This window comes from Neobacillus bataviensis LMG 21833, from assembly GCF_000307875.1.
In the GTDB taxonomy this organism is placed as follows: Bacteria; Bacillota; Bacilli; order Bacillales; family Cytobacillaceae; genus Neobacillus; species Neobacillus bataviensis.
Genome location: NZ_AJLS01000035.1, coordinates 122,135 through 147,808, shown reverse-complemented (window position 1 = coordinate 147,808; position 25,674 = coordinate 122,135). Strand labels below are relative to the sequence as shown.

Annotated in this window: 27 protein-coding genes and 4 pseudogenes; 8 read left to right on the top strand and 23 right to left on the bottom strand. The window is 36.9% G+C overall.

What is annotated here, in order from left to right:
* Positions 1–14 precede the first annotated feature (14 nt).
* From BABA_RS03700 to BABA_RS03675, 8 genes and pseudogenes are all read right to left on the bottom strand, one after another.
* Positions 15–203 carry a hypothetical protein gene (locus tag BABA_RS03700; protein WP_040345074.1) on the bottom strand — a complete coding sequence of 63 codons (189 nt, stop codon included), beginning with the start codon at positions 201–203 and terminating at the stop codon, positions 15–17.
* 206 nt (positions 204–409) lie between these two features.
* Positions 410–508: pseudogene (locus BABA_RS27955) on the bottom strand (DUF2277 domain-containing protein); the annotation flags it as partial.
* A 342-nt stretch (positions 509–850) separates the two neighbouring features.
* Positions 851–1,015 carry a hypothetical protein gene (locus BABA_RS27135; RefSeq protein WP_157273094.1) on the bottom strand — a complete coding sequence of 55 codons (165 nt, stop codon included), beginning with the start codon at positions 1,013–1,015 and terminating at the stop codon, positions 851–853.
* A gap of 121 nt (positions 1,016–1,136) precedes the next feature.
* Positions 1,137–1,280, bottom strand: coding sequence for a hypothetical protein (locus BABA_RS27655; protein WP_162829830.1), 144 nt, complete (start codon positions 1,278–1,280; stop codon positions 1,137–1,139).
* A 218-nt stretch (positions 1,281–1,498) separates the two neighbouring features.
* On the bottom strand, positions 1,499–1,720 hold the full coding sequence (locus BABA_RS03690) for a hypothetical protein (RefSeq protein ID WP_007083790.1): 222 nt from the start codon (positions 1,718–1,720) through the stop codon (positions 1,499–1,501).
* Positions 1,721–1,786: 66 nt separating this feature from the next.
* Positions 1,787–2,014, bottom strand: a complete 228-nt coding sequence (locus BABA_RS03685) for a hypothetical protein (protein ID WP_007083789.1) — start codon at positions 2,012–2,014, stop codon at positions 1,787–1,789.
* Between the two features lie 285 nt (positions 2,015–2,299).
* On the bottom strand, positions 2,300–2,740 hold the full coding sequence (locus BABA_RS03680) for a cell wall hydrolase (protein ID WP_007083788.1): 441 nt from the start codon (positions 2,738–2,740) through the stop codon (positions 2,300–2,302).
* Positions 2,741–3,119: 379 nt separating this feature from the next.
* Complete coding sequence (locus tag BABA_RS03675) at positions 3,120–3,425, bottom strand: DUF4870 domain-containing protein (RefSeq protein WP_007083787.1); 306 nt, start codon at positions 3,423–3,425, stop codon at positions 3,120–3,122.
* 430 nt (positions 3,426–3,855) lie between these two features.
* Between BABA_RS03675 and BABA_RS03670 the strand changes: the two genes are divergently transcribed.
* A complete protein-coding gene (locus BABA_RS03670) occupies positions 3,856–4,248 on the top strand; it encodes a hypothetical protein (RefSeq protein ID WP_007083786.1) in 393 nt (130 codons plus the stop codon).
* A 220-nt stretch (positions 4,249–4,468) separates the two neighbouring features.
* On the opposite strand, the gene BABA_RS03665 is transcribed toward BABA_RS03670, so the two are convergent.
* The 4 genes and pseudogenes from BABA_RS03665 to BABA_RS27950 all read right to left on the bottom strand — a co-directional run.
* Positions 4,469–4,660 carry a PspC domain-containing protein gene (locus BABA_RS03665; RefSeq protein ID WP_338040012.1) on the bottom strand — a complete coding sequence of 64 codons (192 nt, stop codon included), beginning with the start codon at positions 4,658–4,660 and terminating at the stop codon, positions 4,469–4,471.
* A 156-nt stretch (positions 4,661–4,816) separates the two neighbouring features.
* Positions 4,817–5,587, bottom strand: a complete 771-nt coding sequence (locus tag BABA_RS03660; RefSeq protein ID WP_420805974.1) for an SDR family oxidoreductase — start codon at positions 5,585–5,587, stop codon at positions 4,817–4,819.
* A 351-nt stretch (positions 5,588–5,938) separates the two neighbouring features.
* Positions 5,939–6,361: a hypothetical protein gene (locus BABA_RS03655; RefSeq protein WP_007083783.1), complete on the bottom strand. Its 423-nt coding sequence runs from the start codon at positions 6,359–6,361 to the stop codon at positions 5,939–5,941.
* A gap of 10 nt (positions 6,362–6,371) precedes the next feature.
* Positions 6,372–6,449: pseudogene (locus BABA_RS27950) on the bottom strand (GNAT family N-acetyltransferase); the annotation flags it as partial.
* Positions 6,450–6,658: 209 nt separating this feature from the next.
* Between BABA_RS27950 and BABA_RS03650 the strand changes: the two are divergent.
* Complete coding sequence (locus tag BABA_RS03650; RefSeq protein WP_007083781.1) at positions 6,659–8,215, top strand: gluzincin family metallopeptidase; 1,557 nt, start codon at positions 6,659–6,661, stop codon at positions 8,213–8,215.
* A gap of 66 nt (positions 8,216–8,281) precedes the next feature.
* Here the strand turns inward: BABA_RS03650 and BABA_RS03645 are convergent, their stop codons facing one another.
* Both BABA_RS03645 and BABA_RS25935 read right to left on the bottom strand, forming a co-directional pair.
* Complete coding sequence (locus tag BABA_RS03645) at positions 8,282–8,827, bottom strand: GNAT family N-acetyltransferase (protein WP_007083780.1); 546 nt, start codon at positions 8,825–8,827, stop codon at positions 8,282–8,284.
* A 279-nt stretch (positions 8,828–9,106) separates the two neighbouring features.
* A complete protein-coding gene (locus BABA_RS25935; protein ID WP_007083779.1) occupies positions 9,107–10,057 on the bottom strand; it encodes an HD-GYP domain-containing protein in 951 nt (316 codons plus the stop codon).
* Between the two features lie 802 nt (positions 10,058–10,859).
* Here BABA_RS25935 and BABA_RS03635 point away from each other — a divergent pair.
* Entirely contained in the window at positions 10,860–11,639 is a 780-nt protein-coding gene (locus BABA_RS03635; protein WP_007083777.1) for a Cof-type HAD-IIB family hydrolase, read from the top strand.
* Between the two features lie 151 nt (positions 11,640–11,790).
* Here BABA_RS03635 and BABA_RS03630 read toward each other — a convergent pair whose 3' ends face one another.
* Entirely contained in the window at positions 11,791–12,159 is a 369-nt protein-coding gene (locus BABA_RS03630) for a PH domain-containing protein (protein WP_007083776.1), read from the bottom strand.
* Between the two features lie 763 nt (positions 12,160–12,922).
* Between BABA_RS03630 and BABA_RS03620 the strand changes: the two genes are divergently transcribed.
* A complete protein-coding gene (locus tag BABA_RS03620; RefSeq protein WP_007083775.1) occupies positions 12,923–14,212 on the top strand; it encodes a ComEC/Rec2 family competence protein in 1,290 nt (429 codons plus the stop codon).
* A 12-nt stretch (positions 14,213–14,224) separates the two neighbouring features.
* Positions 14,225–14,437, top strand: coding sequence for a DUF3006 domain-containing protein (locus BABA_RS03615; RefSeq protein ID WP_007083774.1), 213 nt, complete (start codon positions 14,225–14,227; stop codon positions 14,435–14,437).
* Between the two features lie 190 nt (positions 14,438–14,627).
* Here BABA_RS03615 and BABA_RS03610 read toward each other — a convergent pair whose 3' ends face one another.
* Positions 14,628–15,170 (bottom strand): hypothetical protein, encoded by a 543-nt coding sequence (locus BABA_RS03610; protein WP_007083773.1) that lies wholly within the window; start codon positions 15,168–15,170, stop codon positions 14,628–14,630.
* A 666-nt stretch (positions 15,171–15,836) separates the two neighbouring features.
* A complete protein-coding gene (locus tag BABA_RS03605; protein ID WP_007083772.1) occupies positions 15,837–16,697 on the bottom strand; it encodes a GNAT family N-acetyltransferase in 861 nt (286 codons plus the stop codon).
* Positions 16,698–17,035: 338 nt separating this feature from the next.
* Here BABA_RS03605 and BABA_RS03600 point away from each other — a divergent pair, with 338 nt between their 5' ends.
* Positions 17,036–17,338, top strand: coding sequence for a hypothetical protein (locus BABA_RS03600; protein WP_007083771.1), 303 nt, complete (start codon positions 17,036–17,038; stop codon positions 17,336–17,338).
* A gap of 60 nt (positions 17,339–17,398) precedes the next feature.
* Here the strand turns inward: BABA_RS03600 and BABA_RS03595 are convergent, their stop codons facing one another.
* Together BABA_RS03595 and BABA_RS28255 are read right to left on the bottom strand one after the other, a co-directional pair.
* On the bottom strand, positions 17,399–17,716 hold the full coding sequence (locus BABA_RS03595; RefSeq protein ID WP_007083770.1) for an iron-sulfur cluster biosynthesis family protein: 318 nt from the start codon (positions 17,714–17,716) through the stop codon (positions 17,399–17,401).
* A 117-nt stretch (positions 17,717–17,833) separates the two neighbouring features.
* A complete protein-coding gene (locus tag BABA_RS28255) occupies positions 17,834–17,956 on the bottom strand; it encodes a hypothetical protein (protein WP_268870138.1) in 123 nt (40 codons plus the stop codon).
* 336 nt (positions 17,957–18,292) lie between these two features.
* On the opposite strand from BABA_RS28255, the gene BABA_RS03590 reads away from it, so the two are divergent.
* Positions 18,293–21,325, top strand: a complete 3,033-nt coding sequence (locus BABA_RS03590) for an efflux RND transporter permease subunit (RefSeq protein ID WP_007083769.1) — start codon at positions 18,293–18,295, stop codon at positions 21,323–21,325.
* Between the two features lie 183 nt (positions 21,326–21,508).
* Here BABA_RS03590 and BABA_RS28585 read toward each other — a convergent pair.
* Positions 21,509–21,910: pseudogene (locus BABA_RS28585) on the bottom strand (hypothetical protein); the annotation flags it as partial.
* Between the two features lie 794 nt (positions 21,911–22,704).
* Positions 22,705–23,898, bottom strand: a complete 1,194-nt coding sequence (locus tag BABA_RS03580; RefSeq protein ID WP_007083767.1) for a YhgE/Pip domain-containing protein — start codon at positions 23,896–23,898, stop codon at positions 22,705–22,707.
* A 170-nt stretch (positions 23,899–24,068) separates the two neighbouring features.
* Between BABA_RS03580 and BABA_RS03575 the strand changes: the two genes are divergently transcribed.
* Positions 24,069–24,677: a TetR/AcrR family transcriptional regulator gene (locus BABA_RS03575; RefSeq protein ID WP_007083766.1), complete on the top strand. Its 609-nt coding sequence runs from the start codon at positions 24,069–24,071 to the stop codon at positions 24,675–24,677.
* Positions 24,678–24,880: 203 nt separating this feature from the next.
* Here the strand turns inward: BABA_RS03575 and paiA are convergent, their stop codons facing one another.
* Complete coding sequence (paiA, locus tag BABA_RS03570; RefSeq protein ID WP_007083765.1) at positions 24,881–25,399, bottom strand: spermidine/spermine N(1)-acetyltransferase; 519 nt, start codon at positions 25,397–25,399, stop codon at positions 24,881–24,883.
* A 26-nt stretch (positions 25,400–25,425) separates the two neighbouring features.
* Positions 25,426–25,512 (bottom strand): annotated as a pseudogene (locus tag BABA_RS26950) (MarR family transcriptional regulator); the annotation flags it as partial.
* Between the last annotated feature and the right edge of the window lie 162 nt (positions 25,513–25,674).

The window sequence follows — 25,674 nt, the reverse complement described above, 5'->3', positions numbered from 1 at the left end:
GCCTTGCTATTTCATTAGAAAATTTCTTTTATGTAGGCAAAATGGTTTAGAAAATCACTTTCATTGATCACTATCCTATTTGTTAAATCCTCCGTTCTCAACACAAATTCTTTCACACCAATAAATTCTGATTCACTAATCAAGTAAAACTGTGTCCCTCGTTTATAGCCATTTAGCTTCTTTTTCAATCTATATACCTTCATTCCATACCTCTAGTGATAAATTATAGTTGCTCAATATAATTTACTAAATATACCCCAGTCGTAATAGCGACTGGGGTTTTCGTTACTTTTTATTAAACCGACCTTAGTCCATAAAGAAAAGGAGCTACCACTTCCAGGATTGCGCTAGATTGCGAAATAATGAAAAATCCAAAAATGCTTACACTTTTTTTCTATTCTTTAGTCCTCTAATTTGTTCCATACCTTTTAGCTGCTCTAGTACGAGCACGCTCAGCTTCGACCTCACGATTCCGTGGCTCGGTACTCGTTACCAGTGTGTTCAATAGTTCTCTAGAAACCATTGCAAAATTTAATCCTTATCCTAATAATGGGTTTGTGATAAAATCCCTTTAGAACCCAATGTTATGGTAAAAAATCAATGGTTCAATGATCTTGAAGATGAAGTGATGATTATAATTCCTGGTCAAGAACACCCGTATTTAATGACTTTTGATAACGAGAACCAACCAATTTTCTTAACTTTTCAAGGCGATACATGTAAATTCTTAGGATTATTGAATTTTAAGCCGTAGATCTCTTTCCTTTGCTTTGGAGGCCCAAAATTACCACGTTAGCTATGGCAAACATTAAGAAACTGCTCAGTTAACATAATAAGCATTCATACCAATTTATTGATTAGTGTCTTTTTCCAACATTTTAATAATTGTATTGTTTTGCTCAACTTGGGTGTCACTATTTCTTTTTATTTTATAGATCCATACTAAAATTAAAACCACCGCCAAAGGCATTCCAATTGTAATTAGCAAAGAATCAAAACCCATAACACCAATCATAAAAATCCCCCTGCTATTTTTCCCAAATCATACCATTTGTTCCGTTCCAGTCCTTTAAATAGTATGAATGTTTCTTGAACTAATCTGACCCAATTAGATTAATAACTTCAACAAAAAAAGTTTAATTCTTGTTTCCTTTGGACAATTCCTCGTGTAATTTTTTTATCTCTTCTGTTTGGTCTAAGATATTATTATTCACTTTTCTTAAAGCATCATAAACCGCAAAAATTCCCGCAAATATTAAGAAACCAAAAAGCAAATCCATTTTGACACCTACTTCATTTAATTTATTAAATTAATAATAACCCAATATGGGTAATTCTGTAATATCAAATTGGTCTTTGTTAAACAACTGTACCGTTAGCACAATAAGAAAAGGCTGCCGCAACGACAGCCCTTATCTTCAATTCTTGCCCCCGTTAGCTTGAGTACATTTTTTCACAAACTTAATTCTAATAAACCCTTAGGCGTACCTAAGTGTAATTACCATTTATCATAATTTTTTTGAATTTTTCTATAAACGTAATCTGCATTTTTAGTGCCTGTCCATTTACTAATAAAACTCGTAATCGCCATAAAAATTCCAAATAAAACAAATGCCACACTGTAATAACCTAAGAAAAACAAAACAAAAGACGCAACCAATGTTAATATCATTAAAATTATTTCCGAGAATTGTAATTTTTCCTTCTTCTTATCATTCATATGTTCAACCTCCTGTCAAATCGCCAATATTTTTCCGCAACTTTTAATATGTTTCTATATGGTCTATTATTTACTAGCCTTTGTTTTAAAAAATAAAGCAAATACCAATGACACAATAGTTGGAACACCATAAATAAGACCTGTTGTTTCCAAATAAGCGGAAAAAGGGGCTGACCATCCAGGATGTTTAATAAAATTCTGATAATCGATATAAATTTTAATTAACATTATTACTATCAATAAAGCCGAAAGAGTTAAGAATGAATTCGACGCAATTTTAAACTTATTCGCCACTTTAATACCCCCATTGTACAAAGTATTAAACATTGTTAATGATACATATTTTACCATATATTTTGAAGGCTTTTACTCCATTGAACTGTACCTTTAACAATTTTTCCTTCTTGTGCTAACCTGCTCGTTAGCCATCCATGAAGCGCAAAAATCGACGCTTCACCACATAGAATAAGTACAACATATCACAATCTTGTTTCTTGGATAAAAACTATTAATAAAAGTTTTATTTTATTTTATGTAAATATTCTAATTATGTAAAAAAGCTTACTTCAAAGAGTAAGCTTAACCCCTATAAACACTATCACATGTTCCAGCTTTTGGTTCATAAAAACAATGTTCTTTAAATTGACCAGAATGCGGTTGACCGTACCATGTTGGAGGACATGAAGCATGTGGATTAAAATACCAGAGAGCATATTTTGCAGGATGATCTCTCCAAAAATTTATATTTTGTTGTGCTAATCTTCTTTCAGAAGTTCTTGATCTTTGATAAAATACATTCCCTTTTTGCACAGCTTCAAAAGAATAATTTCCTCCTTGTATTTGAAATATTACATCATGAATATTGTTTACACTTTTAAAATCCAAGCATTGTGCTACAACACGATTTATGATTACATTTCCAACATATAACATTCCTTGCTTTCCTTCGCCTTCTGCTTCTGCCCTCATCATTCTTGCCATTTCATCTACATCATGACTTCTAGCCTTGACTCTTGGCATTTCATCACCTCCCAAATTATTGTATGAAAAAAATCCTACATTCATTTTATTGCTTATATAATAAGAATTCTTAGTTTTTATAGCATACCGTTTTTAAGTAAAATGAAAACTATTGCATTCTTTTTATACCTTTATACAACCTAAACTGCTCGCAATCTTTTGTGTAGAAGCATATAAAAAAGACGCCTTCTTACTAAAGAAAAGCGCCCGTTTATGGAAGATCGTTATTAAAGCAATATACCCTCATACCTACTTTTTTCAAGTATCTGTGTAGAGCGAACATTCGCATGAATTACGGTGGCATGGTGTTTATGAAGATTAAGTGTTTTAAATACCACTATTCATCATCATTAAAACGATTAGATTCGTTTAGGTTTAATCAAAACCATGATCCAATAATAGGATATCGAAAAGGACGCTCATTAAATGCTTTAACAATTCCAACAATCGGAGCTATTATAGCAATAAGTCCAAAAATAATGAGGAATGGAATCCCGATTAATATCCAAGAAAAAAAAGCAGACACTGAGATTAAAATACCAATCACAATATGAAATACCAAAGCCTGTAAGGATAAGCTTTTAATTTCTCGATCTGAAATAATAAAATATGTGATAATGGGAACTAGTATAGGTGCAAACCAAGTACTAGCATGAATCAATATTTTGAATCCCTTATTTTCCATTTAAAAATTACTCCCCTTTGTATCGTAATATTTAACAAACCTTTATTCATTAATCATTATAAAGTTTTGGTTAGAATATGACATCAGGCTATGAACTAATTCGTTATACGACTTTGGTCGTAGTCCAAATCAAAATTCCAGTATGCGAACTATTCTTTTACATTTTCCAGCTAATGAGTTTACTCCACTATATGGCCCGATTGTTGAAAAAGAAAAGCTGCCAAAGTGACAGCTCTGATCTTTAACTATTGCAACATAGAGTTTAAGTATATCACTTTACAAACTTGCAAAATAAATCCACAAGTCGATCAAATTGGAAGTTTGCATAACTCCTCTTACGTGTTAGTGAGACTAAAATCAAGTTATTTTACAATTTCAAATTGGTGTATAATAGTGTGAAGAAATTATCAATTAACGGAGGGTAATGAACATGAAGATTTTGTTTGATGAAACTTTCACTTCAAGTGACGGAAACCGAAGGAGCAGGAATATTTGGTATGGATATGCTGATATATCTGTTGATGGTGAACATGGAAAAAGCATGAAGCTTACTGAAGATTTTATGGATTATTTATGCGAAATCATAATAAATGACTTATCTAAGAATGCAGCAAATGCGCCTACTGAAACTAACTGGTATTTCTATGGAAGTACTATAACTCAGGACGCTATAGGAGACAAAATCCGTCCGACAATTATGGTTCGTGAGAGATCTAACGAGTTTTTAACTAATTTTAATATAAGTGACCACGATTTCGCTGTAAATTTTGATGCTATTCTGTCGTTTAAGGCAGATTTTGAAAAACGTTTAGCGAGTCATTGATAAGTAATATCAGTTTTAGCATTTTCAAACTATTTGAGGGGATGATCTCATAAAGAATTCATTCTCTTTTTTCATGTGGTGAATTCATTTTGTGTGGAGGAAAAAGATGACTTTTTCTTCAGCAAGTCTTATATTCATAAGAATTCCTCTCCATTTCATTCCCTTTTAAAGGAATGCATACGTAAATTAAAGAAGATGTTTTAACCAGAAAGTTTCTAATTTAATATAGTGCTGCATTTTTCTCAGGTAAAAAAGCTGCAAGAATTAAGTAAATAGCAACAGAAATAGGAATAAAAATAAATAGTAGCCTTACAGCTAAAGGGGAAATACCATAATACTCAGCTATACCTGCACATACTCCAAATAATGATTTATTTTTTGATGACTTTGTTAATTTATTCAACGCAATCACTCCTTTAGTTTATTTATAATTCCACCTAAATTATACCATATATAGCTTTTTCCTGTTGATCTTAACTCCCCGTTACTTGAAAAAAAAGGTTTTATTTCTAATCTTGTTAAGAATTCAAACAAAGTTTGTCTTTGGCAACCTTTCCCACCAACATTTTCAATCTATCTTATTACCAAGATGCTCTTCAAATGTAATTTTCCCCACTTTTCGGGAGTAGCAGGTATTTTTCCCATCGCGGAAAGATTTGTATAATTTTCCTGGTAAAGAAATGCTTAAAACTTTGTTGGTTTCATTATTTATCTTAATTTTCAGCTCCGCCATTTCTCTTAACGTCATTATGTCTGGTCCCCCAAAGTCATTGGTTCTTCCTTGAGGATCTTTATTAATTAAGTCTATTAAATGTTCGGCAAATTCACCAACACTGACGCTTTGAAATTTAATGCTTCCAGGGATTACATATCTTTTAAAGAGAGGTTTTGATAAAAGTAAATTTTCAACAAAGCCGTGGAACTGAGTTGCACGTACAGTTGTATAAGGAATAGAACTATTCCTTAACAATTCTTCTGCTTCGTATTTAAGCTTATAATATTTCAATGGTATTTCCTCAATGCCTACAATTGACGGATAAATAAAATGTTTTATGTGTTGCAGTTTACTTAAAAAGTTTTCAAACCCTGTAACCTCGATATTCTTCGAATTTTTTATAGGACTTGTTGCTGCGTGAATAATTACATCCACATCTTTTATTGCATCGTCTAAACCTTCACCAGACAATAAATCACTATAAACCCAGTCGAAATGTCCTATTCCTTCAGGTTTTCTTCTTGAAGTTACTTTAACTTTATAATCAGAACCTTTAAGTTGATTTAGCAAAGCAGAACCTAGTTGTCCTGTTGAACCAGTCACCAATATCCTCAAGTACAACACTCCTGTTCTAATGGATTATCTTTGTATTGTATTATTCAGAAGTTGGGATCTTCATTCATCAAAGCTGCTCCGTTAGTACAATTCATTGTAGCGCATCAGTTTGAAAATACTCAATTAAACCCTACATACCTAATATTCCACTAGGACGATCTGGACTCCTTCTTTCACTAAACTCCCGTTAGCTCAAAAAAACAAGTTCGCCGGAGAACCCCGCTATTGTTCAACTAAAATGCACCATTAGTTCAATTAAAAACGGGATTGACGTAGCAATCCCTTTATCAAGTTATGCACCTAGTTACTTTTATAAGCGAGATAAATTAGGTGCAAAAAGTGACCTTCAATATTAATACCTTATTCCTCATTATCTGTACGTAGAGGTGAAGCATATAGATTAATAAATAATATGTAAATAGGATACAGAATGACAGAACCATAAATCAGAAGGCTAAATCTTGGAAAAAGTGTTACTCCTTCATTAATAGGAAAAACAACAGGGAAAAAAGAGAAAAAAAGAATAAAATATGGTGCCCACAAAAGGAGTGACAAATAGCTGTATTTACTACCTATAGTCCATTTTTTTGTTAAGAAAATGAAGAAAATTGTCGAAAGTAGAAGTCCAATAACATTAATAATAGCAATTACAATGTAAACATTATCCCATTCCCAGCCTGTTAAGTTACTAATATGAGAAACATTTACTATGAGTTCGATTGCAATAAACAACGCTATAGCGTTTAAGGCACTAAGAGTATTTAACTTTATAAAAAACTGCATCATTTACCACCTCAATTAATTGAATCACCATCTGTGCTATACCCTTCCCTTGATATCTAGGTAAAATAAACACTGGACTTATCCAGAATGGCATCTTTTACCTCCAAAATACACAGATAGCTCCCACAATAACTCCTTGCCCTAATGTAACAATTTCTTAAAGCTGTCGTCAAATTTGATAGCAGCCCATTGGTATAAGTATTGAAAAGGACCGTTTATTCATACTATTTTGGTGAGTGGGTTTTTCCAAGCTCAAAACAAAAATGCTCTTTATTTTAGCAGAAAGAGGTGTAAAAGATGGAATCAATCATGGATTTAGAAAGGCTGGTCCAGATGAATGAAGAACAGGTATGGAAAGAGGCGTATCAGGAAGAAATTCAAAAATTGTCACACTTGTCTTTCGAAATAAACCGTCTTACGTATCAATTATACGCGACCGGTGAGCAGCCGGAGGAATTGCAAGGTTTACTGGAAGCAAGAAAACAAACGATGGCTGATCCAGCTTTTAAAGCTATGCTCCGGAATTGGTCCAAGTATATAGAGGATCCAATCTGGAAAAAACGCCTGTCTTTAATGCTTAATGAAATTGAAAAGCAGGAGATTGAGTCGGATTCTGAGGTTTTGACATTAAAAAATGAGCTCGAAGGAAAACTTTTCAGTAAAACCTTTGAAATTGACGAAACCGAGTTCAATAGCGGCCAAGTCCATTCTGCTTTAATGGACCATCCCGATCGTGCTATCCGGCGAAAACTTACAGAAGCGATGAATGATTTGGGAGAGGAACTTACGGAGGATTTCCGGAGGCTTATTAAAGCAAGGAACAAAAAAGCGAAAGAGTTTGGATATAGTAATTACTACGACTACAAGTTTAAGGCAGCTGGGCTGAATTTTCATCAATACAAGGAAGAAGGCTTGCGGTTGTTCCGAAACAGCGCCGCTGTCATAAATGAATGGATGGACCGTATAAAAGAACGTTTTGGTTATGAGTCCCTTCATGTTTATGATTTCTTATACACTGCGACGAATTATACAACGGTAGACATGTCCCTTTTTCCTAGTGATAAAATTGAAACGGCAATAGAAGAATCGCTTGCTTATTTTGGAATGGAGCTGAAAAATACCCCTATTAATGTTGAGCTTTTACATATTCCATTCGGAGGCTTCTGCATAGAAATTGCCCCTGAGGACATCAAATTAACCATCAACAAACGTAACAGTCACCTAGCCTTTGCCTCAGCATTCCATGAACTGGGCCATGCACTGTATAATTGTTTTGCTTCTTCAAAAATTCCTGAATTCAAGGAATTGCAGAGTGTGATAGGACATGAAGCCATGGCGGAACTATTCATGACAATTCCCTATCAAAAAGAATGGCTGGTCGATTATTTTGGATTAAATCAAAACGAAGCAGAGCAGCTTATTGAATCCAAGCACCTTGTTGATCTGTTTATTTCCTTGTTTTATTTTTACATTAGTCTAGTAGAGTATGAAGTTTATCAGAATCCAGATGGTGATTTGCAGGATCTTGCCGATAGCCTTCTAAAGGATGTCTTGGGACTCGACGGCCCAGGGCAGCACCCTGCCTCCCAGGCTATACTGGTCAGCCATCCGGCCTATGTCCAGGATTATATCTATGCAGATGGGATCAGGGACATGCTGCGCCATTATTGCAAAATAGATGGCATGTACAAACAGGGAACGGTCTTTACTAAAATACTACAAGAATTCATGGAGCCAACAGAGCGCTTTACCTGGCAGGAACGTGTCAAATCCATCTGCGGGGAAGACTTCACATTCAACTACTTCGAGCAATTTTTGGTCAACAAAAGCCTGATAGAAGCAAAAAAGCAGTAAATGAATAATGGAAAAGATGAAAGACGATGATTCCATTGCGTAGGAATCATTGTCTTTCATCTTTTGTTATTTTTTGGTTTGAATTTTTCCGAAAAGCATTGCGTTAAAATAGGTTTCTTCAATAAAATAGTGATCCCTTAATTCTCCTTCTAATTCAAAGCCATTCTTTACGAGGATCCTTGCAGAACCAACATTTGCATCCACTACACTAGCATAGAGTTTGTGCAGGTTAAGGGATTCAAATGCGAAAACACTCATCAACGACACACACTCAGTACCATATCCTTTACCCCAATGGTCTTGATGAAAAACATAGCCAATTTCTGCTTTGTTTGCTTCATGATCAAAATTGAATATCATCGCTGTCCCGATAATTTCCCTTGTTGATTTTTGAACAATGGATGCATATAAATGCGTACCTTCCGCCTCACGTTGAACCATTGTTTCAATATGTTCCCTAGTATCTTGCAAACTGTTCATTAATCTCCAGCCGATAAAACGTGAGACCTCTTTATCTGATGCATACTGATGGATTTCTTCTGCGTCGGTTGTGCTTAGTTCCTTAAAGGAGACATTTTTACCCTCCAATGAATGAAATATATTTTGCTTCATTTTGTCTACACTCCCCTATCATTAATGCAGATGAACGTTTTAGCTACAATATTTTTAATACTCTTCTCTATTTATTTCACACTTTTAGCTACTTTTTAATAGCTTTTGTCTCATAAAAAGTGGGCACATTGAATTCATGAAGTTTACCAGAACCGTTTGTATCTTGGTGCTAAGGAGGGGTCATTCACCAACTTCATGAAAAAGAGTTAATCCTATAAAAAAATAAATGGGAAAAGAGTTTTCTTTTCTCATTTTGTTAACAACGCTGAAAAGCGGTTTTTATATCGTTTTTGTTTTTTTATGTGATTCAACTAAGTTTATAGCCGTGCGCTCCACTTTTATATTCTCTTCTTTAAATAAACGAAGGAACGCATCTGCTACTTCAGGATCAAACTGTATCCCCTTATTTCGGCGAATCTCATTAATTGCAAAATTCAAATCCAATCCATTTCTATAAACACGTTTGGAAATCATCGCATCAAACGCATCAGCAACTCCAACGATCCGAGCAACCAATGGAATTTCGCTGCCTTTTAATCCTTTCGGATAGCCTGTACCATCAAATCTTTCGTGGTGATACAAAACAATATCCAAAACACCATTTTTCTTCAAACCATCAACATGTTTAAGTATTTCATATCCAATTTCTGGATGGGTCTTTATAATAGTATATTCTTTAGAAGTTAATCTCCCAGGCTTGGTCAAAATGTGTTCAGGAATACCAATCTTTCCAATATCGTGCAATAATCCCCCTGTACGAATGATATTGCACAGGTCTTTAGAAAGATTCATCTTTTCGGCTATTTGCACAGCATATCTTGATACATTGTCGGAATGGTCAGATGTATATGTATCCCTGGATTCCAAAGCATTAACAAGGGTTTTTGTTAAATCTAAACTGTCCTTTTTCACTTTTTGGATATATAGCGTCATACCCGCTGAAGTTAAAGTAACTAAAAAATAAGTCACCAAATAAGTTAAAAAGACACTCTCTTCTGCCTTTGGTACGAATTGAAACCTAAGATAAACCACTAAAACAGTGAAGCAGACCAAAAAAACAGGTTTATTATGAAAGCCAATGCCTAAAAAACTTACAGCAACCATAAACAATGCAAAATTATCATTATGAGGAAAAACAATGCTGAGAACTAAACTTAATGATAAAAGTATAAAAAAAACATAGCGAAAGTAAATATAATTCCCTATTTTCTCAAAAAATTTATCAAGCATCTCTTCTCCCTTTTTTTAAATGTAGTAAAAATGGACTATCCATTACCTTTCTACAATATCATACTTTTTTTCTAGAAAGTCCCTTTTCAAAATAGCAAGTTTTTTCAGTTTAGTTAACCCTTACATTAGCACTATTAGGTTCGGGGAGTGTTGGCCTTGCTATTAGAATGATAATGAAGGCGGTGCCTGACCCTCACTTCGCTAATAACCTTACCCTACTGGGGGTCAGGCACCGAAATATTATAAATATGATAACCAAAAGTTTAAATCCTCGAACCGCTAAATCGCTCAAGGTTTTTTGGCTTAAATCAAAGTACCAAAAAGTATTGAATTTGATTAGAGGATACTGGAGTAATGGCCATTATGCGATAACCAATGCTTAGTAATTGAGATAATGTTTCCGCACAATTGTGACGGGGCGGCTCAATCGGAGCGTGGTAACTTTTATAAAGATTGAGGAACTGATTATTGTTTGTACAGTGAAGCAAGACAACATGTTTTCCGGTCCAAGCTTGCCCGATTATAGGTTGGGCTTGTATCGCCCTTCTGTTTCTCATATGAATCACCCTCACGAATTGTTACAATAGTTTATGAATGTGACCTTGTCTATTGTTCTTCTATTTTGATTATTTTTAAAACGATAGGTAAAGAATACTCTACCTATTCAGGGATTTGACATGAAATGGTTTTCATAATGTACACTAAGTTAAAGAAGGCAGAGGAAATTCTTACTTGCATTGCAAAAAAATTAGCGGGAATATGACAGACAACAAACAAATTTTTCTAAAAGGCAGGAATGAACATGACAAACCAGAGCGTAATTTTTTTCGATATAGACGGTACTTTGCTCGATTCTAATAAAGAATTGCCATCTTCCACAAAAGAAGCCATTTATAAGCTGAAGGAACTGGGACATATAGTCGCAATCGCAACAGGGCGTGCCCCATTTATGTTCGAAGATTTACGAAAGGAATTGGATATTCATACTTATGTTAGTTATAATGGCCAGTACGTCGTGTTAAACGGCGAAGTGATACATACGAACCCATTAAATATCCCTTCTCTTGAAAAATTGACAGAAGCGGCGCTTACGAATAACCATCCTGTTGTGTTTATGGACCACGAGGACATGAAAGCAAATGTTCCGGAACATGCTTATATTACTGAAAGCATTGGGACATTAAATATCAGGCAATTTCCAACACACGATCCCAAATATTATAAAGGCCGTGAATTGTATCAAACTCTTCTGTTCTGTCCTGAAGGAGAAGAGAGCCAATATGAACAGGAGTTTCATGACTTTGATTTTATCCGATGGCATCCAGTTTCCGTCGATATTCTTCCAAAGGGGGGCTCAAAAGCTATAGGAATTGAAAAATTAATAGAAAAATTAGGATTTCCTGCGGAACGCCAATTTGCTTTTGGTGATGGGCTGAATGATTTGCAAATGCTGGCGACCATAACAAATAGTGTAGCGATGGGAAATGGCGAGGAAGAGGTAAAGAAGGTCGCAAAATTTGTGACAAAATCGGTTGATGACAACGGGATTCTCCATGGTCTGCAAATGGTTGGACTTTTATAAAAGGCAATACGGCTCTCAATCTTGCTTTGATACCAGTTTTGGACAAGACACTTCTAATGCAGTTATTTCTTTTATGAAAAGGAAAAAGATTTAATTAAAAGGGTCGTCTGCTAAGGAATAAGGCAGGCGACCCTTTTCAGTCATTGCCCAATTAAAGGAGTGCATTTGCAATTAGTTTATCAAACTTACGAATATCCACACCTTTTTTAAGATTTACTTTAATGTGGCCTGCCCTTGTCCATAATTCAACCTCTGCATTTACATCAAAGAAACTACCCGCATTCTCCGTTGACCACATATTGATTGATGAATATGGCAACGAATAAATCTCAACCTTCTTCCCTGTTAAACCTTGAGCATCCCTTACAATTAATCTCTTATTAGTAAAGATAGCACTATCACGGATAGTTTTATAAGCAGCAATCGCTTCTTCTCCACCCACTAATAGTTCATTCACATCATTTGGAATCGGACATTCAGAGATGAAAGTCCATTGTAGAATTGCCTGGGTTGCAGCCATAATAAACGCCTCCTATTTAAATTTTACTTCTCATTAATTAAATTCTGTAAATATTTGATCTACCCTTTTTCATCAAAGTTAGTTTTGACAAATACTATATTTGCCTTAGGAAAGAGGGTTTCACGCAATATTTTTCTACAAATAAGAGAAGCATCTATTGATTTACCGTCTTAATTTGTCCGAAAAAGGAGGTTTTTTACTGTTTTTTATAAAATATGGAGATTACTGTAGATAAGTTTTATTCTATGCAGGCAGGAAAAAATCATCCCGCTATAAAATAGTAAAGAAAACGGAACAGATGTCTAACGAATAAGTTGAAAGGTGGTCATGACCCCTGAGTATGGAGCTAACCCTACAACAAATCGTCGAAGGTCTACCGAAGTCTTTATTAAATGCAAGTGATAGAGATTTGGAAGGATTCCAAAAAATTATCGATGAAACGATTAAATTAAGAGAGGGTCATCGCAACCTTCAAAAGATGGTCAAAAACTTTTCAACCTCTACAATTCAGCGTAGTTGAAACTTGATAATCAAATCGTATTTGGAAGGTGAATCCACCTTCTTTTCTTTTTACAACATTTCGAACACTATTTTATCCTCATTAGCGAAATAAAGATGAATCTTTCCCATATTAATCGTGATTTTCCATTCATTCCTTCGCCCTTATTCGAAAAAAAGTACTATAATAAATATAGTAAACTTATAAATACTAGTTCAACATACTAGACATTATTGAAAAGATTAATGAATAAGGGGTAATCAAGTGAAAAAAAGGTTATTCAGCATAATAAGCAGTATCCTTCTCGCCAGCTCTTTAGCTGCCTGTCAGAGTACGCCAGAGCCAACGAAAACAGCTGCGACCACGGACAAAACGCCAGCGAAAGTGACGAGTGAGGAAGTCAAAAATGAAACCACTGACCAAGCGGAACAGACAAATGCCTCCGCTACCGGAACAATGCAGGTTTATTATTTAGATGTGGGACAAGGTGACAGTATTTATATTAAAACATCCAATGGCGATGACATATTAATTGACGGCGGGAACAACGATCGAGGTGATGATGTCGTTGCCTATCTGAAGAAATACCATGTTGATGATCTAGAGGTTATGATCGCGACACACCCTGATGCTGACCATATTGGTGGATTGGATACCGTCCTGCAAAATTTCGACGTCAAATCGGTTTATATGCCTAAGGTTACGCATACCACGAAAACATTTGAAGATTTCGTCATAGCTGTTAAAAATGAAGGATTAAAACTGAAGGAAGCGAAAGCCGGTGTATCATTGGCGTTAGCAGGTGTGGATGCGGAGTTTGTTGGGCCTGTTACCAGCTACGGTGAGGATCTGAATTCTTCCAGTGCTGTATTAAAAGTCACGAATGGGGAAAATCGTTTCCTATTTACTGGAGATGCAACGGTCAAAGCTGAGCAGGATATGATTGCTTCAGGTGCAAACCTTCAGGCAGATGTGCTGAAATTAGGCCATCATGGAGCGAATACATCGACGAGTGAAGCCTTCTTAACGAAGGTGCAACCGAAATATGCGATTGTTTCGGCAGGAAAAGACAATCAATATGGTCATCCAACCGTTGAAACGCTGCAAAAGATGCAGGCACAACACATTCAAGTTTTCAGAACGGATGAACAAGGAACGATTATTGCGACAAGTGATGGATCAACCATCACGTTTAATACGGATCCAGCAAAAATCGAACAGGATACGGTGAAAAACAATGCGACTGTCGCACCTACAGTGACACCACAGACTGCAACGAGTCAAGGTACCGATACGTCTATAAAAGCAAGTGTGGATAATCCCACGCCTGGCCAATACGGAACGATTCATTTAGATGTAGCCGGTATGTCAGGTGCACCGTTTACAGCTGTTTTTCATTATAAGAGCAAGGACACAACGTATACCGGGACTGTTGGAACTACCTTACCGGTTAAAATCAGCCGAGCCGCAGCCGGTTTTGAAGTGCTGATCGATATTACGGTTCAAGCAGATGGGAAAGAATATCAAACACAAACATCTTTTATTCCCCAATAAGGAGTGAGCAAAGTGAAGCTAATCATTGATCGATTTGAAGGAGATCAAGTCGTTTGTGAAAAAGAAGATGGCACGTTTGTCGATATAAGAATGAACCGTCTTCCCAGTGGCGCAAAAGTAGGCGATATCCTTGTGGTGGATGGCGAGCATATTTCTGTTGATGTGCAGGGAACTCAAGAACGAAGAAAACAAATTAATCGGTTAATGGAAGATATGTGGGAGTAGGGGTTCAAACCCCTCCCACTTTTTTATGAAGAAAGTATAAATTTTGACTTTGAGAATTGTCCAGCTTCAGGCACCATTGCTCGATGTATCAAGACAAGCCGATAATCAAGTGCTTTGCGCCTTTTCTTGTCATACGTCTTTAGAGGTTCCTATATTTCACAGGAGCATCCGCTATTAATTGATATAGTGATTATTTTTGTTCAAGTTTGTTGACCTTTCGTTTTACCTCCGCCACTTCTTTAAAAAGAAGTTCCACATCAGAATTGACATCAAAAGCTAATGTTTTCATGTCTCTCCGTATATAGGTAAAACTCTCGGTCATTAAAGTCGTCGTATGTTTGATTAGGTCTTTTATTTCTTGTTGACCAGTTTCCAAATTACCGATACGACCTGAAAGTTCATTCTGGCCAGTTCTTAATTCTGCTACATCTGAACGCAATTCATTCTGTCCCGTCTTCAATTCTCCCACATCTGAACGCAATTCATTCTGGCCAGTTTTCAATTCATTCAAGGTTGATTTTACCACTGCCATCTCAATAGCTACATCCTTCAGACCTGATTTTACTTCCGCAATATCAATAGTTAATAACCTTTGGCCTTTTTCAAGACTTCCAATTTGAGTTTTCATTACATCTTGTCCGCTAGATAAATCTACTTGGCCTGTTTCCAAATTTCCTAATCGCTTATTTGTATACTGAAGCTCAGTCAGAATTTTATCTATTTTTCCCTCCACATGAAACACCTCCATTCGTTAAAAAACTATATTAGCCTATTTATTTCTATCCATTGTAAACATTTATCTTTTCTCCGTAAACCTTAAAACTCCATAAATTACAAACAACTTCTCTCGATTATAAAACGGGCGCTATCAGATATAGTGGTATCCAAAACAGCAGCATTAGATCCAAATAATGAAACCTATTTTACCATCCATTGATGATTATTTGATAGGCTAGGTGAGCGATGCTCAAAGAAGGATAGATTTTGTGATGGGATTACCATGAAAAGTTGTAAACAACTATCACCCCCTTAAGGGCCGAAACATAGATAATCAATGTCAGGATTGTTTGTTCGGAAAAAGGATTATAAATTTAAAATACTGTTAGGATAGGAAAAAAGTGATGGCAATGTGAAACACGAAGATTTATTGAAGATTTACGAAAAGGTTTACATGCATTTTTATAGCAATCTCGTGTAATTAAAAAATACTTTTCTATGAAATTCACTAAATTGTAATATTTGAAGGAAATACACAAAAGGAGCGGTGAATCCGCTCCTGCTTGTTTGCTTTTCTAATAGTACCTTTAACCAACTTACGGTAATCTATTATTAGCCGAAACTTGATTGGTTCAGATTGATCAAAACAGCCCCCTTTACCTTCAACCGAAGTTTTTCCTTATTAAAGGAGTAAGTACATCTCAAATTGTTTCAGGTCTCCCTTTTTAAAACCTTTCTTTTTTAAAAATCCCTCGAGCAGGCTGTTATTGGGCAAACCTACGGACATTCTGGAGAGGTTGTGCTCTTGAACGGCCGTTTGCAAAAGCTGTGTACCTGCCCCCTTCCCTCTATCCTTCTTATCCACCATTAAAAAATGGATCGTTCCGGCTTTTGAAATGGCTAAACATCCTGCCATGCGGCTTTCCGTCATGGCGCTATAAAAATAGGTATTACTTGTTTTTTCGATATAATCGAGATCATTCTGCCAATTAATATGATAGTCCCATTTACCCGCCGCTTGCTTGAACTCTTCAAAATTGATTCGATTAATGAGGAACTCCGAGTGAGGTTTTACCATGAGTGAAAAATCTTCATGCGTATAGTAGACAAGATCATAGATTTTCTCATATCCAAGCTTTTCATAAAAACGGATCGCCCGATCATTGCCGACAATCACTTCAAGAAATAGCTGCTTACAGCCGTGCTTCACTGCCTCTTCTTTGTGAAGTTCAAACAGCCTCTGGCTGATTCCCTTTCCTCTGTAATCTGGATGAACCGCTAATGTTCCGCATCTCATCGTTTGGATGCCTTCATAAATCTTCATCCCACCTAGAATGACCCCTACCGGTTCATCCTGATCAAAGGCAATAAAGGAGTTCTCTCTCCCATTCCCTTCTGGACCAAAGAACCTTGCGAGGAATACATCCTCAGAAATATCCATTTTAATAATATAATCAGAAAAGCCAGTATGAAAGGCTTGGTATATAAACCGATCCCCTACTTCTGAACAACCGTAATACTGAATGCTATCCTTTAGTTTCATTTGATTCTATTCTCCCTTCGAATAGTAATTTGAAAAGGATTTAGTAATTTAGGTTAATCCCTTGAGTAGTATATATTTCGGGCTTTCTTTTAAATTTCCTGCCCTGAATGTTGAGAAAATTGTTATAGTTCCTCAAAAAACAACAAAAGGACACCAGTACCTAGTCACGACCCGAAAAATGTTGATAAAATCGACAAAATCCTGGTCGTGACAGGCAACATCTTTATTTTTTAACGTGAAAAGATACGGGTAGTATGATAAGCTCTTAGGATGTCGGACTTTTCAATTAATATTTTATGAATGAAGACCAAATGATACCAAAACCAAGGAGTGAAGATGTGATAAATCGTGTGAAAGAGAAATTGGAAATTGCTCTTGAAGATTGGGAAATGATGAAAACTGCTTCAGAAATTGATAACGAAGAATACGCTGAACGCTTTGAATTGCATTTTTATGAATTTATTGACGAATTAAAGCTTTGGTATCAGCATGTAGAACAACCGCCATTAACGATAGAAGAAGCAGAAAATCTTAGCGAAATTAGAGAAATGATTGACCGCTTACCCGCACCGCTTGAACTCAACTTTTTAACAGAATTGGAGTTAATCATTGAAGGAGAAGATCGAGTGCGCTATGATTAATTTTCCACTAATCGCGATATCTTACTGGTTGGAGGTATTTGCCGTTTACATACCATTCATTTACATAATAAACGACATTCTTCCATTTACGATTTGCTGTGGGCTTTTTAACTGAAAACTATTGACTGAATCCGAATAATCAATTGTTAAATCTTCATCAAAATTAATCATCTGTGATTTCTCCACGATCACTGGGCGAAAGGATGTTTCAAATAGAACGTCTTTAGTCTCATCCTTTGATGAGATGAACAACAAAGTAGGTATACCTGACCCACAGGCAAGCCCTTCAGTTACGTATTGAATTTTGAGATAACCCTGTTGATCTCCAATTTTTTTGTTCAGTACTTCTGCTGCGCTTTTTGTAATGGTCACTTTCATTCGATAATCCTCCTCTAATGTTTTTCTCAGTGAGTTAATATTTAATTTGAAAAAGGCAGCAGAGCAGTACTGCAGCCTTAACTTAAAAAGACACCTTTTTTTTGAAAAGGCTAAAGATTACTTCTTCTTTTTATCCTGTGCCTTCAATGCTACTTTTTCAAGTCCTTCCTGTGCAAATTCCACATCTGTTTTTGGCATTGCTGGATTGTTCCTTAGTTGCTTATTCTTCTTATTAGACATTTTCACACCACCTTTACCACATTTCATTCGTAATTGCACTCGCTTTGTTAGTTTGGATTTTTTTTTGCTGGGTATGCAATGTGAATTTTTTTCGCTGCTCTTTTTTAAAAATTGTTTCTAAAAATAAACGATATGGAAAAATCCGCTCTAACAATCATTTAATAGCAAAAAAAGTAACCGTGTAGTATGAATTTTGTATAACACCATCCCCAGGTTGGTGTTTTTGTTTTATCTATATTAAATTTTTGTAAAATTAAGAAAAAAGTACTGGTAGTTTTAACCTAATAAAGGTATAATTTACCTGTTTTTATGACTTTAGAACTAGGAGAGTGTTTTATGACTTGGTTTACGAAATGGGCATTACGGAACAAAGCGGCACTGGTTTTCGCTGTAATTGCCTCTATGATTTTTGGCATTTTTAGTTACACCACGATTCCAATGGAGCTGATGCCGTCTGCCGACCAGCCATACATAACCATTTCAACAGTTGGAAATGGTATGGATGCCGTAAGCATGGATGAACAAGTAACACAGCCAATTGAAAAGGCGTTAAACGGTGTCAGAGGAAAACAAAGTGTCGTTGCACAAACAGGAAATAATTTTAGCCAGTTGACCGTCACATTTGAAACGAAAATTGATGTAAAAGAAGCTAAACAGCAAATTGAAGAAAGAATTTCAATGGTCAAGCTACCAAATGGGGTCATGAACCCATATGTAATCAATCTCAACACTTCTGAAATTCCGATTGTTGAATTAGGTCTCACCTTTGATAAGGAAATTGGCAATCAAGAACTAAATATCGTAGAAAATGAGATTATGCCGATGTTCAAAGACCTAAAAGGTGTCGGCAATGTCATCACCAATGGCGGAAGAAATCAACAAGTGATGATTAAAGTTGACCCAAATAAATTAGCAGCAGCAAATTTCCCGCTTGATAAGCTATACACGCTCCTTCAAGGGAAATCAGCTTCCGTTGCGGTGGGTGAACAAACGATTAAAAACGAAGCAACAAGCATAATCGTAACAGGAAAATTAGAAACGCTTGATGAACTTAAAAACATCCAGTTAAACAGTAAGACAAAACTACAGGATATTGCTGATATTAGCATGCAGGAAGATACCGAAAGCATCACCCATTTGAATGGGAAGAGCTTTGTCGACGTCGTGATTCAAAAGGATTCCACCTCCAATGCCGTAACCCTTGGAAAACAGGTAGAAGACGCAGTAAAAAAAATCAACAAGGATTACAAAGGAACCTTACAAGCAACAATCGTAATGAATTTAGCGAATACCGTTCTTGATTCCATCAATTCAATGACAAGAGAAGTATTAACCGGAGCATTATTTGCCACCCTTATCATCTGGTTATTTCTTCGCAGTTTCCGAATGACCCTGATCACGATTATTAGTATTCCATTATCCCTTTTCATAACGATGATTCTACTTTCCTTCTTTGGCGTTACCTTAAACATCCTCACGCTCGGAGGAATTGCCGTATCAGTCGGACGGCTAGTGGATGACAGTATTGTTGTAGTGGAGAATATTTACCGAAGAAGGCAAAATAATGAATTAACCCCAGCCTTTCTTATAGAATCAGTAAAAGAGGTGGGATCAGCGATCACGTCATCCACTCTCACAACAGTAGCAGTATTCCTGCCAATGCTGATTGTTTCGGGAGGATTAAGAGATCTAGTTGCTCCGTTTGCGATTACGATCACTTGTTCCTTATTATCTTCCCTGCTTGTTTCACTGACAGTGGTCCCAGCACTCAGCGCTCGTATGATGAAAAAGGTAAAGATGAAGGAACACAAGCCCAAAGCATTCTACCCTTCTTTATTGAAATGGTCACTTAATCATAAATGGCTTCCTATCACGATAGCGGTTCTCGTTGTAGTTGGGTCCGTCGGCTTATTTATAAGCATGCCAAAAGGTTCTGTCGATCAACAAGATTCCGCCTATATAGCCATCGGTCTTCGCTATGATAACGGAACGCCATTTAGCGAAATAAAAGACGGTGTAGCGAAAATGGAGGGCATTCTTTCGGAAAAAGAAGGGGTAAAAACCCATATTACGGTGGCAGGTGTCAATGAGGATGCAGCACAATACGGCAACCTGCAAGAGGCAAACGTAGTACGATTTATGATTTTTCCTAAAGAAGGAATCGATTCTGCCAAATTTGTAAAAGACATCCGAAAAACAAAAGACCAGTTTTCAAACGCGGAGCTGACGGCTGAGACAGCAGGTTTGCTCGGATCCAATACGACGACTGTTTCCATTGATGTTATCGGAAAGAACGACGACGACATCAAAAAAGCAGCTGATAGGGTTAAGAAAGATATAAGCAGCATAAATGGTGTTGAAAAAGTAGAAAGTAACGATCAAAATACTAAACCAACCATTAGCATTCAGGTGGATTCCAAATTATCAAATGCGCAGGAAGTCGCCCAATCTATTTATGCGATGATAAAGCCTGCTGTGATTGGAAATATTAAGATTGATGGACGGACCACCGCCGTACAATTAGGAGCACTAAAAGAGATTCAAACGGTGGACGATTTAAAAAATCTGCAGCTAATGACGCCAGATGGACCTGTTGCTTTATCAAGCATTGCGAAGGTGGAAGAAAGCAATGAGCTAGGGACCATCTTTACAAAAGACGGCCATCATTATCTACAGGTAACGGCTCAAGTAAATCCGGACAAAATGGTAGACGTTACCGGAAAAATTCAGCAGGAGCTACTAACTTGGAACAAAGATGAAACATTTGCCAAGGGTACTAGTGCAGAACTTACCGGTTCCTCCATGCAGTCCTCCGATCAATTAGGGGAACTCGCTAAATTGTCTATGTTATCAATCGGAATCGTGTTTATGATTTTGCTCGTGACATTAAAGTCGTTCCGAGCAAGCATTGCCATCTTGATCACATTGCCGCTTGCAGCGATCGGTTCACTGTTAGGACTTGTAATTACGGGCTCAAGCATCAATATTTCTTCTGGTATCGGAATGCTGATGCTCGTTGGGATTGTGGTAACCAATGCCATTGTGCTGGTTGACCGAATCCGTCACAATGAAGAAACAATGACCATTCGGGAAGCGATTATGGAAGCAGGAACTGTACGTCTAAGGCCGATCCTTATGACAGCACTTGCCACTGTATTTGCCATGGTACCGCTTCTGGTTACACATGAATCGGCAATGAGTTTAAATATTGTTTCAAAGGGTCTCGCTGTGGTCGTCATTTTTGGACTCATCGTGTCTACCCTTTTGACGCTGATTATCATCCCAACATTTTATGAATTATTCCATTTCCGGAAAGCAAAAAAACAAAGGCTACAAGCTAACCAAGTAACAGGAACATTGGGTCAGTAAAGATTTGCCACAGGGACCGTTTTTAGTGAGGATATTCTGGCCACAAAAACCGTCCCCATGGCCTCCCTGAGACAGACAGAACAATCATTCGTTAATAGATTTCTTTCATGAATTTAAACTTCTTAAGAAGTTCGCTTTCATTGAAATGTCTGAGCCACGGGCTCTTTACCTCAACCTAGTTCACTAAAATAGGAACTTTCCCACGCCGATTAGACTGCTAATAATTCCTATTCCACCCATGGTGCCTTTTCCCATTTTAAGTAAGCCTCCAAGTATTCCCGGCTGGCCATTACCTTTGTTATTCCCCCATCCCATTAAGGCCCCAGGACCACCCCAGCCCATCGGATTTACCTGTCCCCCCCAGCCTGCAGGATTTCCAAAACCGCCCCAGTTCGCCTGCTGTCCACTGGCGCCAAAACCAAAAGGATTGGCGAACGGCGGCAGAAATGCGCCGGGATGACCTTGTGCGAACATCCCCGCATGATTGATTGGTTGCGCCCAAGGAAAGTACTGCTTTTGGGGATTGAATCCCATTTGGCCGGCTGATGAAGGCCAACCCAGAGGCTGTCCTTGAGGCGGTAAACCCGGATGTTTGGGAAGCTGCGGCCAGTTGGCTGGCTGCTCTTGCGACTCCCAATCGTCATGGTCGACCGGTTGCAACCATTTTCCGTTGTGTCCTTGAGACATGAAACCCGGATGTTCAGGAAGCTGTGGCCAGTTGGCCGGCTGCTCATTTGACTCCCAATCATCTTGATTGACTGTCGGCATCAAATTCCCGTTGTGCCCTTGAGACATTAAATCCGAATGTCCGGGAAGCTCTGGCAAATTGATAGGCTGTTCATGTGACTCCCAATCATCATGATTAACCTGCGGCATCGAATTCCCGTTGTGTCCATGGGGTGTAAAGCTATTATTGTCAGCCGGTGTGATCCAACTGGAAGTAGGCTCTTGTGCTGTCAAACCCATTTGGTCGGAGGGAGAAGTCCAATTAACAGTCTCTTCTATCCGTTCAAAACCCTTTAAATACCCGGGGCTATTCCCCACAGTAGGATAGATTCGACCACTCCAACCCTTGTGAATCCCATGACCATTTAATCCTCCAAGTTTGGGTATTTGGGGATAAGAATATAATGGTGGTCTTGAAAATTGGTTATTATATAGCTGCCAGTTTCCCTTTGAATTCGCATACCAATACGGGTGCATACCTATTCCCCTCATTTAAAAAACGTCATGTTAGACTTAGCCTATGATATATTTCTTTTTGTGGCTGGTTAAATAACCAGGTCTACAAGCCCATATTTAAAAATAAGTTTGGTTGTAATTCTAATTCCCTAAAAACAGAAAATTACACTTATCTTTTTCTCCTTAAAAAACAGTCGTTAGCCCTCCACTCTTTCGTTTTGCGTGTTCACTTTTACTGGATTCAGTTTAAAAGCTGACAGTAGTATAATGCCAATGCTGACTATTCCAATCCAAACAAGGGTAGATACAGGGGAACTCCACGTTAATCCTTTTCCAAAGAAGAACAGCTCTCGTAGACCTTGTATCATAAATCGCATTGGCAACCATGAGTAAATCCACTCTCGATAAAATGGAGACATCATTTCTGGAGCCATTGCGAGCAATGGTGCCCCAAAGAATAACAATAAGGCAAATACAGCAATACTTCTAATCCCAAACAACGAAAGTACAGCTAATATCATTAGGAAAAAACTAAAAGAAGTAATCGAAAGGAATAAAGCTGTTTCCGTATAATGTGGAATATGAAGTCCTACCATCCCATCTGCCAGCAAAGGTAAAACAAATCCAACGACAAGGGCGACAATTGCTCCCATTCCTATTTGTCCGATCTTTACGGTTAGGTTCTCTTTTCGATTTGTAATGGATAATTTACTAACAGCCATAAAGATAATAGCAGCACTTGCCAAGCTTGCTATCCATAATGGTTGAAATAAGGAAATAGGAGAATTTCCATTTGCACTATTCGTACCAATTTCGTTCACATTAGTGACTTTTTTTGTAATAGGCGTTGCAAGACTTGCAGCTTGCTTTGCTGTTAATGTTGCTCCTTGCTTCTCAAAACCATCAAGTAATTGTGAACGAATATTATTATTCAAATTGTCAACTATACCGTTCAATATTTGCCCCGCCATCGTTGCGGCAGCTGTATTCATTCCTTGATTGATATATATTTGAACCTCAGGTGAAGAAGGTGCTGGTGTCCTTAATGATGCCTGTTTAGCACTGAAATCTTTCGGAATGACTAATGCCGCATAATATTTTTGATCATCCATTCCTTTTTGTGCTTCCTCTGCAGTTTTTACTTCCTCCCATTTTACGACAGGGTCTTCATCTGTTGTTGCCTTTGAGTTTTTTTCCATTGTTTCAACGATGGTTTTACCCATATTCATTTCTGGTTGATTCGGAATTTCCACTCCTACATCCTCATTTACGATGGCAATGGGCAAATTTTTAGGTTGAGGTTGAACGGATGGAAATAATGTTAGCGAAAATATAAAAATAACGGCCAATGCGATAATCGGTGAAACTAATAACAGTTTGTTTTTGAACATATTTTATCCTCCCTGGTTTTTTGTTATAATAATAAACAACCTGTTGTTTATTATTGACAACTCGATTATAAAGTGGAATCAAGTTCTGTTTCAATCATCAAAATTGGCAGATGTGTTGGTTACGGAACACATTTTATGGATGTGTTGGCTAAAATGAAGGAGGAAGTAGCTTGCGAGAAAATAATACGGATTTACGTGTCCTTCGAACAAAAGAATCAATCCGAGATGCACTAGTAGAATTAATCGATGAAAAAGGTTTCGAAGCCATTACGGTAAAGGATATTACAATTAGAGCGAAAATTAATAGGGGAACATTTTATGCACACTATCAAGATAAATTTGATTTAATGACCAAATGCGAAGAAGAAATTATGCATGAGATGTCCAGAATTGTAAAACAGAACTTCCCAGGTTTAATTGCCGCACATGGAACAAAATTACCGACTGAAACACCATTTTCCATAGCAGTTTCAGTATTTGAGTTTTTAAATGAAAATAGTGGATTTATGAAAGCAGTGTTAGGCCCTAAAGGAGATCTATCATTTCAAACAAGACTGAAAGACTTTATGTGGAAAACAATGTTTGGAAATAATTCAGACGGACTGGTTAGGGAAGTTGTTCCAGGACAATACTTAGCTTCTTACGTTGCGTCTGCACATATAGGCGTCATTCAACAGTGGTTGAATAGTGGCAGAAAAGAATCTCCTCAAGAAATGGCACGGATCCTATCAACCATTACAGTGAATGGTCCCTTCTATGCTGCTGGGTTGAAAAGTTAAAACTATACCCGAATCGAATTTGATGAAGATCATCCACCTGAGATTAGGAATTCAAGGGTGGATATTAGTTTTTCTATATAGTTATAGCATGACAGAATCACTATGACTAAACTAGCAAAAGAAATTGCAAGCATCCCCCCTTCTGTTTGGGAGTATACCGACCACCCTTGAGAATTCCTATTCTTTTGTACTTCTAGTAAAAGTTATATAAGTGTTTTAATCATGATTAAATCTATTTGTTCTTCATCCCCCATATAAAATGAGTGGGCTCCAGTTTGAACAAACCCCATTTTCTTATAAAAGCCAATAGCATTTTCATTTTTTTCCCATACACCCAGCCAGACGTTCTTTTTATCACGCTCTATTGCTATTTCCAAAGCCTTATTGAGCAAATATTTACCGAGTCCCTCTTTTTGGAATTTATTCTTTATATAAATCCTCTCAATTTCAATTGATTCATTACCCAGTTGTTCAGTCTGAGCATCATTGGTGTTTACCTTTAAATAGCCAGCGATTTCATTGTTAAAATAAACAAAAAAGAATTCTGAAGAAATAGTGCCCAATTCTTTTTCTAATTGTTTTAAGTTAAATGCCCTTTCCAAATAGGCATTCATATTTTCGTGTGAATTCTGATGCTTAAATGTCTCATTAAATGTTTCATAACTAATTTCTTGAAGGGTGCATAAATCTTCACGGGTGCATTTTTTTATATTAATAGCCATTTTTATATATCGCTCCTTTTATATAATCAATAGTTTCTCTTGTTTCCCTTTTTTACAAATTCGCAGTCTATTTCTATATTTTTTCTTGTTCGTTGAAGACGATTAAAAATCGTTACTTTAATAAATATTATACAAAATTTCCTTCTCCAACTCTCGTTTTTCCAATAATCCAATTCCAAAAGTTTCTGACGATTGTGACGTATCGCCTATTACTATGGAATCTTTAACAAAAAATTATTTCATTTTTTTCGGGATTCTTTTTGGAATTCGGTAGA